The sequence below is a fragment of the Mycobacterium sp. genome, assembly GCF_035314665.1.
In the GTDB taxonomy this organism is placed as follows: Bacteria; Actinomycetota; Actinomycetes; order Mycobacteriales; family Mycobacteriaceae; genus Mycobacterium.
Map to the genome: position 1 here is coordinate 18,751 of NZ_DATFZD010000380.1, position 13,417 is coordinate 32,167.

Genomic DNA, 13,417 nt, shown 5'->3' on the forward strand with positions numbered 1-13,417 from the left:
TCACCTGCCTGTGAAGTCGAAGGTTCGTGGATCAGGACCGAGCCGGTTGCCGTCGTCGAGCGAAGAGATTGACGCCATGTCGTTGCTGCTGAGTTCGAAATCGAACACGTCGAAGTTGCTCGCAATCCGCTTGGGGTTCACCGACTTGGGGATCACGATATTACCGAGCTGAATATGCCAGCGAATCAGAGCCTGGGCGGGTGTTCGACCGCAGCTTTCGGCGACCCGGGTGACGATCGGATCGGTCAGCAACGATCCTCGCCCGAGCGGTCCCCAGGCCTCGGTGGCGATGCCCAGCCGGGCGTGGACCTCTCGCAATTCGGTCTGCGGCAGCCGTGGATGCAGCTCGACCTGGTTGACCGCCGGAACAATCCCGGTGGCATCAATGAGGACACTGAGGTGCTCGGGTTCGAAATTGCTCACCCCGATGGACCGGATCCGGCCCTGATCGCGCAGGTGAGCGAACGCCTTGAAGGTGTCGACGAACTTGTTTCGCTGCGGCAGCGGCCAGTGCACCAGATATAGGTCCAGGTACTCGATCCCCAGTCGATCCATGCTGGCGTCGAAGGCCGCCAGTGTGGTGTCGTAGCCCTGGTCGGCGTTCCACAACTTGGTCACCAAGTAGAGTTCGTCTCTGGGCACGCCGGACTCCGCAACTGCGCGGCCGGTTTCGCGTTCGTTGCCATACATCGCCGCGGTGTCGATATGGCGGTAACCGGTGCGTAGCGCGGTGCCCACCGCCTGCTCGGTGTCCGCGGGTGGGATCTTGAATACGCCGAATCCGACCGCAGGAACGCAATTACCGTCGTTCAGTGGGATAGAGGGACTAAAGGGGCCAGCCATGACACGAAGTCTGCCAGGAGCGCCGGACGTGCAAGTCAAAGCGCTGAGCGGCTGGGCAGGTCGGCTGCAGAGCGTCGCTACCAACGTCGGTTTCAAGGTCCTTCCGTGGGTGCCGACCCGCGCCAAGCGGCTGCTTGCGGGGGGACGCTCGGTGACGATCGACGGCAATACGCTGGATCCGACGTTGCAGCTGATGCTGTCCGCGCAGCGAGCTGTCGGCGTCAACGGCTTGGTCGTGGACGAGGACCTCGTTGCCTCCCGGAGCCAGGCGCGAGAGATAGCGCTGGCCTTCGCGGGTCCGCAGGTTCACGTCGGCGTCAGCGACCTCTCGATACCTGGACCTGCCGGCGAAATCCCGGCTCGGCACTACCGGCCGGCGACCGCCGAGCCGACACCGTTGCTGGTCTTCTACCACGGCGGCGGCTGGACGATCGGCGACCTGGATACCCATGATGCGCTGTGTCGGTTGACCTGCCGCGACGCCGACGTCCACGTGCTGTCGATCGATTACCGGCTGGCACCTGAGCACCCGGCACCGGCCGCGGTCGACGACGCCTATGCGGCATTTCGGTGGGCCCACGAACACGCCGGCGACCTGGGGGCGATCCCCGGCAAGGTCGCCGTCGGCGGAGACAGCGCCGGCGGCAACCTGGCGGCCGTGGTTTCGCAGCTGGCACGCGACGACAGGGCCACCCAGGACCCTCCGGGTCCTCTGCCCGCGCTGCAGTGGCTCATCTATCCGCGGACCGACTTCACCGCCAAGACCCGATCGCTGAGCCTGTTCGCCGAAGGCTTTTTTCTGACCAAGCACGATATCGAGTGGTTCGAGACCCAATATCTCGGCGACTCGGATATCGAGCCGACAGATCCGCGGATGTCGCCGTTGCTCGCCGAGTCGCTGGCCGGCTTACCGCCCGCGCTGATCGCGACGGCAGGCTTCGACCCGCTGCGCGACGAAGGCGATCGATACGCCGCGGCGCTGCGCGATGCCGGCACGCCCGTCGACTTGCGCTCGATGGGGTCAATGACTCATGCCTTCGCCAACTTGTTCCAACTCGGCGGTGGCAGTGCAGTCGCCACCACCGAGTTGATTTCGGCGTTGCGCGCTCACCTCAGCCGCGTCTGAGCTCGACTACCCTGCGTCGTCGCCGAACTGCTCTGGCAATAGCGACGGCACTGCTGTCCGGTTACACGACTTTGTTGAGGGCCGACTACTACGCTCAAACGCAGTCGGATAGTCAGGTCGGGAGCTCAGCAGCAAAGTGACCGGACATGCCGGGGCGGTTCAAGGAGTTTGCCCGTGCGATGAAGTTGTTCATCGGTTACTCGCGACACGATGCAGCGCTGTCAGATCCATGGGTAGCGATGTTCAGCGGGCTGGGTTCCAGGTCTGGCTGGACGAAGGATTATGGCTGATGTGAGCGACACCCCGGCGGGGTCACCCGCCGAGGACGTCCCAACGGTCGGCAGCGAACGGGCGGACGCCGCCGCATCTGCGCCTCCTACGCAATCGGCTGAGTTCAAGCAGGTGACCGTGCTGTTCGCCGACGTTGTTAAGTCAATGGATATCGCCGCGGCGCTGGGTGTGGAGCGGTATCGCGAGGTCATGACCGAGCTGGTCAACGGTTCGGCTGCGGTTGTGCAGCGCTATGGCGGAATGGTCGACAAGTTCACCGGCGACGGGATCATGGCGGTGTTCGGCGCACCGGCGGCGTTGGAGGATCATGCGCTTCGGGCATGTTTGGTGGCGCTGGGAATCCAGGAGGAGGTCAAGCGCCTGGCCGCCGAGGTCGAACGTCGCGACAGTGTGGACCTGCAATTGCGCATTGGCCTCAACTCGGGCCAGGTCATCGCCGGTGAGATCGGTTCGGGTTCTTTGGGTTACACCTCGGTTGGCGTGCAGGTGGGGATGGCGCAGCGCATGGAATCCGTCGCCCCACCCGGCGGGGTCATGCTCAGCGAGTCCAGCGCACGGCTGGTCGAGCGCGCCGCGGTGCTGGGCGAGCCGGAGATGGTCCAGATCAAGGGCGCCGATAACCCGGTGCCGGCCCGTCGCCTGCTGGGGGTGGCGTCGCAGCAAGGGGAGATCGGTCGCTTTGACACCACGTTGGTGGGACGGCAATGGGAAATGACCACCATCACAGGCATGTTGGATCGGGCGGGCGCTGGCCAGGGGTGTGTCGTGTGTGTGGCGGGAGCGGCGGGCATCGGCAAGAGCCGGCTGGTTCACGAGACAGCCGCGATCGCGCGCGGCCGTGGTGTCGAGGTGCTTTCGACCTTTTGTGAGTCGCATGCCGGTGACATCTCGTTTCATGTGGTGGCGCGGCTGCTGCGGGCCATCGGCGGGATCAGCGATCTGGACGGTGAGGCCGCGCGGGCACGGCTGCGCGCCCAGGTTCCCGACGGGGTCGACCCGCAGGATCTGGTGTTGCTGGATGACCTGTTGGGCATTCGTGACCCGCACACCGAGCTGCCGCCCATCGACCCGGCCGCGCGGGGGCGGCGGTTGACCGCGCTGATCAACGCGGTGTCGCTGGCGCGCACAGATCCGGTGCTCTACATCCTCGAAGACGCGCACTGGATCGACGCGGTGAGCGAATCCATGCTGGCCGGGTTCTTGAAGGTGATCCCGCACACCCCGGCGATGGCGCTGATCACCTACCGCCCGCACTACCACGGGGCGCTCGCCCAGGTGCCCGGTGCGCAGACGGTGGCGCTCACACCACTAGGTGATGCGGACACCTCGGCGTTGGTCGGTGAGCTGTTAGGCCCCGATCCCTCGGTGGGCGCGGTTGCCGCGCTGATCACCGAACGGACCGCCGGTAACCCGTTTTTCGCGCAGGAGATGGTGCACGAGCTTGCCGAACGCGGTGTGCTCGAGGGCCAGCGCGGGGGCTACCGGTGCCGCGCCGATGTGGCCGAGTTCAGCGTGCCGGTCACCGTGCAGGCGGTCATCGCCGCGCGCATCGATCGCCTCGAGCCGGGGGCCAAACAGACGCTGAGCGCCGCGGCGGTGATCGGGTCACAGTTCGGCCCGGATCTGCTGATTAGCCTGGGGGTCGATCCGGCGCTGGAGGCGCTGGTCGATGCGGAGTTGATTGATCAGGTGCGGTTCACCCCGCGCGCCGAATACGCATTCCGGCATCCGTTGATCCGCGCGGTGGCTTACGAATCCCAACTGAAATCGGACCGTGCGAAGCTGCACCGGCGCCTGGCCGCGGCCATCGAGGCGGGCGATCCGGGATCGGTCGAGGAGAACGCGGCGATGATCGCCGAGAACCTGGAGGCGGCCGGCGATGTGCAGCTCGCCTATCGCTGGCATATGCGTGCCGGCGCGTGGTCGACGCACCGCGATGTGGCCGCGGCACGGCTGAGTTGGGAGCGCGCGAGCGAGATCGCCGACGCGTTGGCCCCCGACGATCCGGCGCGCACCGAGATGCGTATCGCCCCGCGCACCCTGCTGTGTGGCACCGCTTACCGAGTCCATGCGACAGACTCCCTGACGCAGTTTGAGGAGCTACGTGAACTGAGCACGCTCGCCAGCGACAAGGCATCGTTGGCGATGGGCATGGCCGGGCAGGTGATGGACCACTGGGTTCATGCCCGCGTGCCGGACGCCTCGGCGCTGGCATCCGAACTCATGGCCCTGGTCGAGGCGATCGCCGATCCGACCATGACGGTCGGGCTCTCGTGCATGCCGACACTCGTCAAGCTCGAGACCGGCGAACACACCGACGTGCTGCGCTGGTCACAAACCGTCATCGAGCTGGCCGACGGCGACCCCACCAAAGGCAACTTCATCATGGGATCTCCGCTGGCGTTCGCCCACGCCACGCGCGCGCTTGGCGGAGCGTCCATGGGCCGCCCACTGGCAGAGATTTTGCCTGCCCTCCCCGTCGCCGCCGCCATGTCCCGCGAGACGGACCCGACGACCCATGCCATGGTCATCGCCTTCACATACGCAACAGGGATATGTGTTGGGGCGCTGCTGGCCGACGACGCCGCGCTGGAGCTCATTGAAGAGGCGCTGCAGATCGCCGAACGATCCGCTGACGATTTCGCACTGGGCCACGCCCGATACGCGCTGGGCCTCGCGCTGCTACACCGCGACTCCCCAGCAGACCGTGAGCGCGGACTGGCGGTGCTCACCCAACTTCGCGACATGTGCCTGCACGGGCACTGGACCCTTTCCGAGGTACCGTTCATCGACGCCTACATCGCCTGGGAGCACGGCCGACGCGGAGACCTCGATGGTGCCATCCCGACAATGCGGGCAGCCGTGGCCGACCTGTTCGAGGCGGGACAGTTCGCCTGGTGCATCACTCCCACCCGCGTGTTTGTGGAGACGCTGCTGGCCCGCGGCGGCGAGGCCGACCTGCGGGAAGCCGATGCCGCGATCGACCGGTTGGCCGCCGCCCCAGTCGACTTGCCGGACCTCAAGATCTGGGTGCTGCGGCTGCGCGTGCTGCTGGCCGGTGCGCGCGGCGACGAGGCCGCCTACCGCAAACTCAGCCGGCAACACCGCGCCATGGCCACAAAGCTTGGCCGGCTGGGGCATATGGCGATGTCCGATTCGTGGACTGTCCGCGCGGCGGCGGCAGGCGCAGGCCGAATATTGTCTACTTCGACGAAAATGTCCCAAAAGCCCATGTGGGACAGGCTTATTCGATGGTCGATCGCGCCGAGACGGCGTCGCTGACCCCCAGCTTCGCCAGCTTGTTTCCGCTGGCGGCGGTAGCGCTGTCGCCACGACCGAGTCACCTCAGTCGCGTCTGATGAGTTCGATTGCCCGCCCCTCCTCGGGCCTACCGGCCCGCATCGTCGCCGGGCGGAGCTACCACGCCGGTACGCTTAGACGCTATCGCCGACCGCGCCGCGGTTGGACTCAGCCGACTATCACACGACGGAGCGTGAGCCAGCCCATGGGCGCCAAAGCCGACAAACCGAAACGCCCAGCCAGCTACGACCTGAACGCCGCCGGACGCAGACGCGACATGCTGGTCAGGATCGGACTCACCGCGATCGTGATGTTGTTCGCCGTCGTCCTGGTCGGGTACATCGTGATCTCGCACAACGAGAAGACCGCCGGTGCTGAGCGGTCGGTGCGGGTGACGTCGAGCAAGCTGGTCACCCAAGACGGCAAACCCAAGGCGGTCGTGACGTTCTACGAGGATTTCCTCTGCCCGGCTTGCGGCAACTTCGAGCGAGGGTTCGGGCCGACGGTGTCGAAGCTGATCGACGCTGGCGCCATCGCCGCCGACTACTACATGGTGGGGCTGCTCAGCAGACCGCAGAACGACGAATACTCCTCACGCGCCGGCAACGCGGCCTACTGCGTCGCCGACGAGTCGGTGGACGCGTTCCGCCGATTCCACACCGCGCTGTACACCAAGGAAATCCAACCGTTGGAGACCGGCACCACCTTTCCTGACAACGCGAAGCTGACCGAGTATGCGCGCGAGGCCGGCGTGGTGGGCAAGGTTCCCGACTGCATCAAGGCCGGCAAGTACACAAAGATGGTGGACGGCCTGGCCGCGGCCACCGGCATTCACGCCACTCCGACGATCAAGATCAACGGCCAGGAATACCAATGGTCGACGCCCGACGCGTTGGTGGCCAAGATCAAAGAGATCGTCGGGGATGTCCCGGGCCTCGACACGGCTGCGACCCCAGCGGCGTCGTGACCATCGCGGCGTCAGCGCAAACTGGCGGGCCGGTTGAGGATTCGGCTTCCCCATCCCGTCCTGCGCCGACGGTGCCGTCGACCAGCGCATGGTGGGTGCTGATCGCCGGTGTGATCGGGCTGATCGCGTCGGCGACACTGGCGGTGGAGAAGATCAAGCTCCTGCTCAACTCGTCGTACGTGCCGTCGTGCAACATCAACCCGATCGTGTCGTGCGGTTCCGTGATGACGACGCCGCAGGCCTCGGTGCTCGGGTTCCCCAACCCGCTGATCGGTATCGCCGCGTTCAGCGTTGTCACGGTCACCGGCGTCCTGGCGGTGGCGAAAGTTCCGTTGCCGCGGTGGTATTGGGTCGGAATAGTTGCCGGGACGCTGGTCGGCGCCGCGTTCGTGCACTGGCTGATCTTTCAAAGTCTCTACCGGATCGGTGCGCTGTGCCCGTATTGCATGGTGGTGTGGGTGGCCACCATCTCGCTGCTGGTGGTGGTCAGCACGATCGCCTTCCAACCGGCCGGTGGAAGCTATAGCAGCGCAGTGATGCGCGAGCTCCACCGTTGGCGTTGGTCGATCGCCGCGCTCTGGTTTACCGCGGTCTTTCTGCTGATTCTGGCCCGGTTCTGGGACTACTGGTCGACGCTTCTATAAACGGTCAAGTTAGGGGACGCGCGTGATCTCAAAAGTGTTGGTTGCCAATCGCGGCGAGATCGCCATCCGTGCGTTTCGGGCCGCCTACGAGCTCGGCGTCGGCACCGTCGCCGTCTATCCCTACGAAGACCGCAATTCGATACACCGCCTCAAGGCCGACGAGTCGTATCAAATCGGCGAGATCGGCCACCCGGTGCGGGCGTATCTGTCGGTCGACGAAATCGTCGACACGGCCAGGCGTTCCGGCGCCGACGCGGTGTACCCCGGATACGGATTCCTCTCGGAGAACCCTCAGCTGGCCGCCGAGTGTGCGAAGAAGGGCATCACGTTCGTCGGCCCTAAGGCCGAAGTGCTTGCGCTGACCGGTAATAAGTCCCGTGCCGTCGCCGCTGCGCGCGAAGCCGGCCTGCCGGTTCTGGCGTCGTCGGCGCCGTCGTCCTCCGTCGACGAGCTGGTATCCGCGTCGGCTGACATGGAGTTCCCGTTGTTCGTCAAAGCCGTTGCCGGGGGCGGGGGCCGCGGGATGCGTCGGGTCAGCGATCCTGCCGCGCTACCCGAGGCCATCGAGGCCGCCAGCCGGGAGGCCGAGTCGGCGTTCGGGGATTCGACATTATACCTCGAACAGGCCGTGCTCAACCCCCGCCACATCGAAGTTCAGATCCTGGCAGACACCCACGGCAACGTCATCCATCTCTACGAACGCGACTGCAGTGTGCAGCGGCGCCACCAGAAGGTCGTCGAGTTGGCACCCGCCCCGAACCTGCCCGAGGAGTTGCGGGACAAGATTTGCGCCGACGCGGTGGCCTTCGCCCGCCACATCGGATACAGCTGCGCAGGCACGGTGGAATTCCTGCTCGACGAGCGCGGTCATCACGTCTTCATCGAGATGAATCCGCGAATTCAGGTCGAGCACACCGTCACTGAGGAAATCACCGATGTCGACTTGGTCTCCAGCCAGCTGCGTATTGCGGGCGGAGAGACCCTCGACGATTTGGGCTTGCGGCAGGACGACATCCGCCCGCACGGTGCCGCGCTGCAATGCCGCATCACCACCGAAGACCCGGCCAACGGGTTCCGGCCCGACACCGGACGGATCAGCGCCTACCGCAGCCCGGGTGGGGCGGGCATACGCCTCGACGGCGGCACGAATCTCGGCGCAGAGATCAGCGCGCACTTCGATTCGATGCTGGTCAAACTGACCTGCCGAGGCCGCGACCTCACGACCGCGGTCAACAGGGCGCGGCGCGCGATCGCAGAATTCCGTATCCGCGGCGTGTCGACGAATATCCCGTTCCTGCAAGCGGTCCTGGACGATCCGGATTTCCAGGCCGGTCACGTCACCACGTCGTTCATCGAGGAACGTCCGGCTCTGCTCACCGCGCGGTCGTCGGCCGATCGCGGCACCAAGATCCTCAACTACCTGGCCGACGTGACCGTCAACAAGCCGCACGGTTCACGACCGTCGGCGGTGTATCCGCAAGACAAGCTGCCCGAGATCGACCTGCAGATCGCGCCGCCGCCCGGGTCCAAGCAGTTGCTGGTCGAGTTGGGCCCAGAGGGCTTCGCCCGCTGGCTGCGGGACTTGCCGGGGGTGCGCCTCACCGACACGACCTTCCGGGACGCCCATCAGTCATTGTTGGCGACGCGGGTGCGTACCAGCGGACTGGGATTGGTTGCGCCCCATATCGCTCGGACCCTCCCGGAGCTGCTGTCCGTGGAGTGCTGGGGCGGTGCAACGTACGACGTGGCGCTGCGATTCCTCAAAGAGGACCCCTGGGAACGGCTGGCGGAGCTTCGCGAATTGATGCCCAACATCTGCCTGCAGATGCTGCTGCGCGGGCGCAATACCGTTGGCTACACGCCATATCCGGAGCTGGTCACATCGGCGTTCGTCGAGGAGGCCACCGCCACCGGCATCGACATCTTCCGGATTTTCGACGCCCTGAACAACCTCGAATCGATGCGCCCGGCAATCGATGCGGTCCGCGAAACAGGCTCTGCGATAGCCGAAGTCGCGATGTGTTACACGGGCGACCTGTCCGATCCGGGCGAAAACCTCTACACGCTGGACTACTACCTGAAGTTGGCCGAGCAGATCGTGGATGCCGGAGCGCACGTGCTGGCCGTCAAGGACATGGCCGGCCTGCTGCGCCCGCAGGCCGCGCGGCAACTGGTCGGCGCGTTGCGCAGTCGCTTCGACCTGCCGGTGCATGTGCACACCCACGACACACCGGGCGGTCAGCTGGCCAGCTACGTCGCTGCCTGGCAGGCAGGCGCCGACGCGGTCGACGGCGCGGCAGCCCCGATGGCTGGAACCACCAGTCAGCCCGCATTGAGCTCCATCGTGGCGGCCGCCGCGCACACCGAGTACGACACCGGACTGTCGCTCTCGGCGGTCTGCGCGCTGGAGCCGTATTGGGAGGCGCTCCGAAAGGTGTATGCGCCCTTCGAATCCGGGCTGCCGGGGCCGACGGGACGGGTGTACCACCACGAGATCCCCGGCGGTCAACTGTCGAACCTTCGCCAACAGGCCATCGCGCTGGGGCTGGGGGACCGATTCGAGGAAGTCGAAGAGGCCTACGCCGGCGCCGATCGAGTGTTGGGCAGGCTGATCAAGGTCACGCCGTCATCGAAGGTTGTCGGCGATCTCGCGCTGGCACTAGTCGGCGCGGGCCTAAGCGCCGATGAGTTCGCTTCGAATCCAGAACAATTCGACATCCCGGATTCGGTCCTCGGTTTTCTGCGTGGGGATCTCGGCGACCCGGCGGGCGGCTGGCCGGAGCCCCTGCGTTCGAAAGCCTTGGCCGGCCGCGGTGAGCCCAAGCCCGTCGAACAGTTGACCCCCGAGGATGAGACCGCGCTGGGCCTGCAGGGCCACAAACGCGAAGCCACCCTCAATCGGCTGTTATTTCCCGGTCCGACAAAGGAATTCGAGGCGCACCGGGAGAACTATGGCGACACGTCGCGGCTGTCGGCCAACCAGTTCTTTTACGGACTGCGGCAAGGCGAGGAGCACCGGGTGCAATTGGAGCCCGGTGTGGAGCTGCTGATCGGTTTGGAGGCGATTTCCGAACCCGACGAACGTGGGATGCGCACGGTGATGTTCATCATCAACGGTCAGCTGCGGCCGGTGGAGGTGCGGGATCGCGCTATTGCCAGCGAGATTCCCACCGCGGAGAAAGCTGACCGCGCCAACCCGAATCACGTGGCGGCGCCGTTCGCCGGCGTTGTAACGGTCGGCGTTTCTGTTGGCGATCAGGTGAGCGCCGGCCAGACCATCGCGACCATCGAGGCGATGAAGATGGAAGCTCCGATCACCGCCCCCGCCGACGCCACCGTGGAGCGGGTGGCGGTGTCCGCCACTGCCCAGGTAGAGGGCGGGGACCTGCTGGTGGTGCTCGCCTGACGCGGATCATCGGCGGCGTCGCCGGGGGCCGGCGCATCGCGGTACCGCCGCGGGGGACCCGGCCGACGACCGATCGGGTCCGTGAGTCGCTGTTCAACATCGTGACGGCTCGGCGGAACCTCAATGGCGTGTCGGTGGTGGACCTTTACGCCGGCTCGGGGGCGCTGGGCCTGGAGGCGCTGTCACGCGGTGCGGCGTCGGCGCTATTCGTTGAGTCCGACCGCCGCGCGGCGGCCGTGCTTGAGCGCAACATTGCGACCCTTGGACTGCCCGGTGCCACCTTGCGCCGCGGGCAGGTGACGGCCGTGCTGGCCGCTGGGGCGGCAGCGCCGGTCGACCTCGTACTGGCCGACCCGCCGTACGACATCGAGACTGCCGACATGCACGCCGTTTTGGCGGCTCTGATCACCCACGGCTGGACGCATGAGGGAACGATCGCCGTTGTCGAGCGTGCGGCGGGCAGCACCCCGTTGACATGGCCGACCGACTGGCAACCCTGGCAGCAGCGCGTTTACGGCGACACCCGTCTGGAGCTGGCCGAACGGCTCTAGGTCACGGTGTACCGTCATCCCGCATGGGCGCCAGTCCTCCTCATCGCTCCGCTCTGCATCGTCGACGGCGCGCGTGAGCGGCGCGGTCTGCCCGGGGTCATTCGACCCGGTGACATTGGGCCACATCGACGTTTTCGAACGCGCCGCGGCGCAATTCGACGAAGTGGTGGTGGCGATTTTGATCAACCCCGCCAAAAAGGGCATGTTCGACCTCGATGAGCGGATCGCGATGATCAAGGAGTCGACGACGCATTTGCCGAACCTGCGGGTGGAGGCCGGGCAAGGTCTGGTGGTCGACTTCGTCACCGCCCGCGGGATGACGGCCATCGTGAAGGGGCTGCGCACCGGCACCGACTTCGAATACGAACTGCAGATGGCGCAGATGAACAAACACGTCGCCGGCGTCGACACGTTCTTCGTCGCGACAACGCCGCGGTATTCGTTCGTGTCGTCATCGCTGGCTAAGGAGGTGGCGATGTTCGGCGGTGATGTCTCCGAGCTGTTGCCCGAGCCGGTCAACCGCCGGCTGGCCGACAAACTCGGCGAGGCCGGACACCGGCCGGGGTAACCGAGAAATACCAGCGCGGCCGTGCGGAGGCCACGGCCGCGCTGGTGTTTCATTCCGTTAGCTCTCGGCGAGTGCGGCGTGCAGCGACTTCTTTGCCTCGGTGATCGCGGTCAAGACCTTGGTACGGGCCTCGGCCAGTTTCTCCTTCTGCGCATCTGTGCCCGACCAGGCGATGGTCCGCGCCAGTCCGGCAAGCTCGACAAGTCCCCAGCGGATCTTGATGACGTCGCCGAACTTTGCGGCCTGAGCGAGGCGCGCGTGGATGCCTTCACTTGTGACGCCCTTCCACGCCAACACGTTGGTGCCCTGCTCGGTCAGGGTGGCTACCCCGTCGCTGACAGTCACAAAGCCACGGCCCGCCAGGTGTCCAATTGCGAGCTCGACGATCGCCTCCGGAGGAGTGAGAGCGCCGTCGGTCGCCTCAGAAGCACGCTGCACGATCTCCGCGGCGTTGGCCGGCCCGTCGAGCAGCAGGGCGGCGGTGCCGACCACTACCCGCTTGCGGGGTCCGCCGAAACCGTGCCCACCGTGCCCGCCGAAGCCAGGTCCACCCCAGCCGTGTCCACCGAAGCCAGGTCCGCCGAATCCGGGCCCACCGAAGCCGGGTCCGCCCCAGCCGTGCCCGCCGAAACCGGGTCCACCCCAGCCGGGTCCACCATGAAATCCACCACCGAACATCCTTGTTCTCCTTGAGTTAACGGCGACCTAGCCAATCGACTCCGTCGCCACTTGCATATCTAGGTCCTTGATACGCGGGCGGCCGATGCGTGTCAAGAAACTTGATATCGAGGCCGGTCGTCGGGCGACGATCCATCAGCGGCGCGCTGATCGATCGGGACCTCGGGCCAGCTAATCCGTGTCAGCATGGTGCAGATGAGCGAATTCGAGGATCAGCCGCTCGGCTTTCTGGTGCGCCGGTTGATGGCGCGATTGCGTCCCGAGGCGGCGACGGCGTTGCGACCGCTCGGGCTCGGGTTGCCCGAGTTCGTCTGCCTGCGCATTCTCGACACGTATCCGGGCCGCACGAGCGCCGAACTCGCCCGCAACACCCACGTCACGGCCCAAGCGATGAACCTGGTTTTGCACGAGCTCGAAGACATGGGCGCGGTGACTCGTCCGGAAACGGCGCCATCAGGCCGTGCATTGCCAGCTCAGCTCACCCGCAAGGGTAGGACGCTGCTCAAGCGCGCGGAAGCGGCCGTCGAGGAGGCCGAGGACCAGATACTGGCCCACCTCACCGCTGCCGAACGACGTCAGCTCAAGCGCCTTCTGCACCGGGCGGGCGACCGGCCCACCGACGATGCCGCGACGTGTGCGCTGCCCGGGGCGCAGCGGGTCGAACACAAGTAGCGGGACTCGACGGCGACCTATCGTCGAGGGAGACCCCGGCTGGGGTCCAGGCCCGTGCAACGGGGCGCCCATTTGCTTGCCGGGGCTCTGAAAGCGGTTGACCGACAGAAGCCTTGCCGTGGATGTGTCGGCTGATAGACGAATGGATCTGGCCAAGTTCGTTGCGCGGTTTTGGACGTCCGCCTGCCGCAATCTTGGGCACGTAGCCTACGGGTCGTCTTCGTCGTCGCGCAGGAGTTTTTCGGGGTGGTGGAAGGTGTTGGTTCGGGGTTGGCCGTGGTCGAGGTGTGGTGGGGGGATCCATTCGGTGTCGCCGTGCTGGTTTTTGCGGGTGGTCCAGCCTTGTTCGGCCAGTGGGTGGTGGGCGCCGC

10 protein-coding genes and 1 pseudogene are annotated in these 13,417 nt (G+C 66.1%); 8 read left to right on the forward strand and 3 right to left on the reverse strand.

Annotated elements, in window-relative coordinates:
- On the reverse strand, positions 1–843 hold the full coding sequence (locus VKI00_RS27210) for an aldo/keto reductase (protein WP_324443764.1): 843 nt from the start codon (positions 841–843) through the stop codon (positions 1–3).
- On the opposite strand from VKI00_RS27210, the gene VKI00_RS27215 reads away from it, so the two are divergent.
- The 7 genes from VKI00_RS27215 (at position 842) to coaD (ending at position 11,696) form a co-directional block, all read left to right on the forward strand.
- Complete coding sequence (locus tag VKI00_RS27215; RefSeq protein WP_324443766.1) at positions 842–1,969, forward strand: alpha/beta hydrolase; 1,128 nt, start codon at positions 842–844, stop codon at positions 1,967–1,969. The genes VKI00_RS27210 and VKI00_RS27215 overlap by 2 nt on opposite strands.
- Positions 1,970–2,251: 282 nt before the next feature.
- Positions 2,252–5,542, forward strand: a complete 3,291-nt coding sequence (locus VKI00_RS27220) for an ATP-binding protein (protein ID WP_414687302.1) — start codon at positions 2,252–2,254, stop codon at positions 5,540–5,542.
- A gap of 223 nt (positions 5,543–5,765) precedes the next feature.
- Positions 5,766–6,527, forward strand: a complete 762-nt coding sequence (locus VKI00_RS27225) for a DsbA family protein (protein ID WP_324443784.1) — start codon at positions 5,766–5,768, stop codon at positions 6,525–6,527.
- A 71-nt stretch (positions 6,528–6,598) separates the two neighbouring features.
- Entirely contained in the window at positions 6,599–7,171 is a 573-nt protein-coding gene (locus VKI00_RS27230) for a vitamin K epoxide reductase family protein (protein WP_324443770.1), read from the forward strand.
- A 22-nt stretch (positions 7,172–7,193) separates the two neighbouring features.
- Positions 7,194–10,577 (forward strand): pyruvate carboxylase, encoded by a 3,384-nt coding sequence (locus VKI00_RS27235; protein ID WP_324443772.1) that lies wholly within the window; start codon positions 7,194–7,196, stop codon positions 10,575–10,577.
- Entirely contained in the window at positions 10,574–11,128 is a 555-nt protein-coding gene (rsmD, locus tag VKI00_RS27240; protein WP_324443786.1) for a 16S rRNA (guanine(966)-N(2))-methyltransferase RsmD, read from the forward strand. Before VKI00_RS27235 ends, rsmD begins: the two co-directional genes overlap by 4 nt.
- Before the next feature lie 73 nt (positions 11,129–11,201).
- Positions 11,202–11,696: a pantetheine-phosphate adenylyltransferase gene (coaD, locus tag VKI00_RS27245; RefSeq protein WP_324443774.1), complete on the forward strand. Its 495-nt coding sequence runs from the start codon at positions 11,202–11,204 to the stop codon at positions 11,694–11,696.
- 57 nt (positions 11,697–11,753) lie between these two features.
- Here the strand turns inward: coaD and VKI00_RS27250 are convergent, their stop codons facing one another.
- The gene (locus tag VKI00_RS27250; protein WP_324443776.1) at positions 11,754–12,374 is read right to left on the reverse strand and encodes a hypothetical protein; all 621 of its coding nucleotides are present in this window, start codon (positions 12,372–12,374) and stop codon (positions 11,754–11,756) included.
- A gap of 195 nt (positions 12,375–12,569) precedes the next feature.
- Here VKI00_RS27250 and VKI00_RS27255 point away from each other — a divergent pair, with 195 nt between their 5' ends.
- Positions 12,570–13,046 carry a MarR family winged helix-turn-helix transcriptional regulator gene (locus tag VKI00_RS27255; RefSeq protein WP_324443778.1) on the forward strand — a complete coding sequence of 159 codons (477 nt, stop codon included), beginning with the start codon at positions 12,570–12,572 and terminating at the stop codon, positions 13,044–13,046.
- 207 nt (positions 13,047–13,253) lie between these two features.
- On the opposite strand, the pseudogene VKI00_RS33900 reads toward VKI00_RS27255, so the two are convergent.
- Positions 13,254–13,417: pseudogene (locus VKI00_RS33900) on the reverse strand (hypothetical protein); the annotation flags it as partial.

What these genes read in the sequence shown, in the direction of transcription:
- VKI00_RS27210 (WP_324443764.1), bottom strand. Translation starts at nt 843, where the DNA reads ATGGCTGGCCCCTTTAGTCCCTCTATCCCACTGAACGACGGTAATTGC.
- VKI00_RS27255 (WP_324443778.1), top strand. Translation starts at nt 12,570, where the DNA reads ATGAGCGAATTCGAGGATCAGCCGCTCGGCTTTCTGGTGCGCCGGTTG.
- VKI00_RS27215 (WP_324443766.1), top strand. Translation starts at nt 842, where the DNA reads ATGACACGAAGTCTGCCAGGAGCGCCGGACGTGCAAGTCAAAGCGCTG.
- VKI00_RS27250 (WP_324443776.1), bottom strand. Translation starts at nt 12,374, where the DNA reads ATGTTCGGTGGTGGATTTCATGGTGGACCCGGCTGGGGTGGACCCGGT.
- VKI00_RS27220 (WP_414687302.1), top strand. Translation starts at nt 2,252, where the DNA reads ATGGCTGATGTGAGCGACACCCCGGCGGGGTCACCCGCCGAGGACGTC.
- VKI00_RS27225 (WP_324443784.1), top strand. Translation starts at nt 5,766, where the DNA reads ATGGGCGCCAAAGCCGACAAACCGAAACGCCCAGCCAGCTACGACCTG.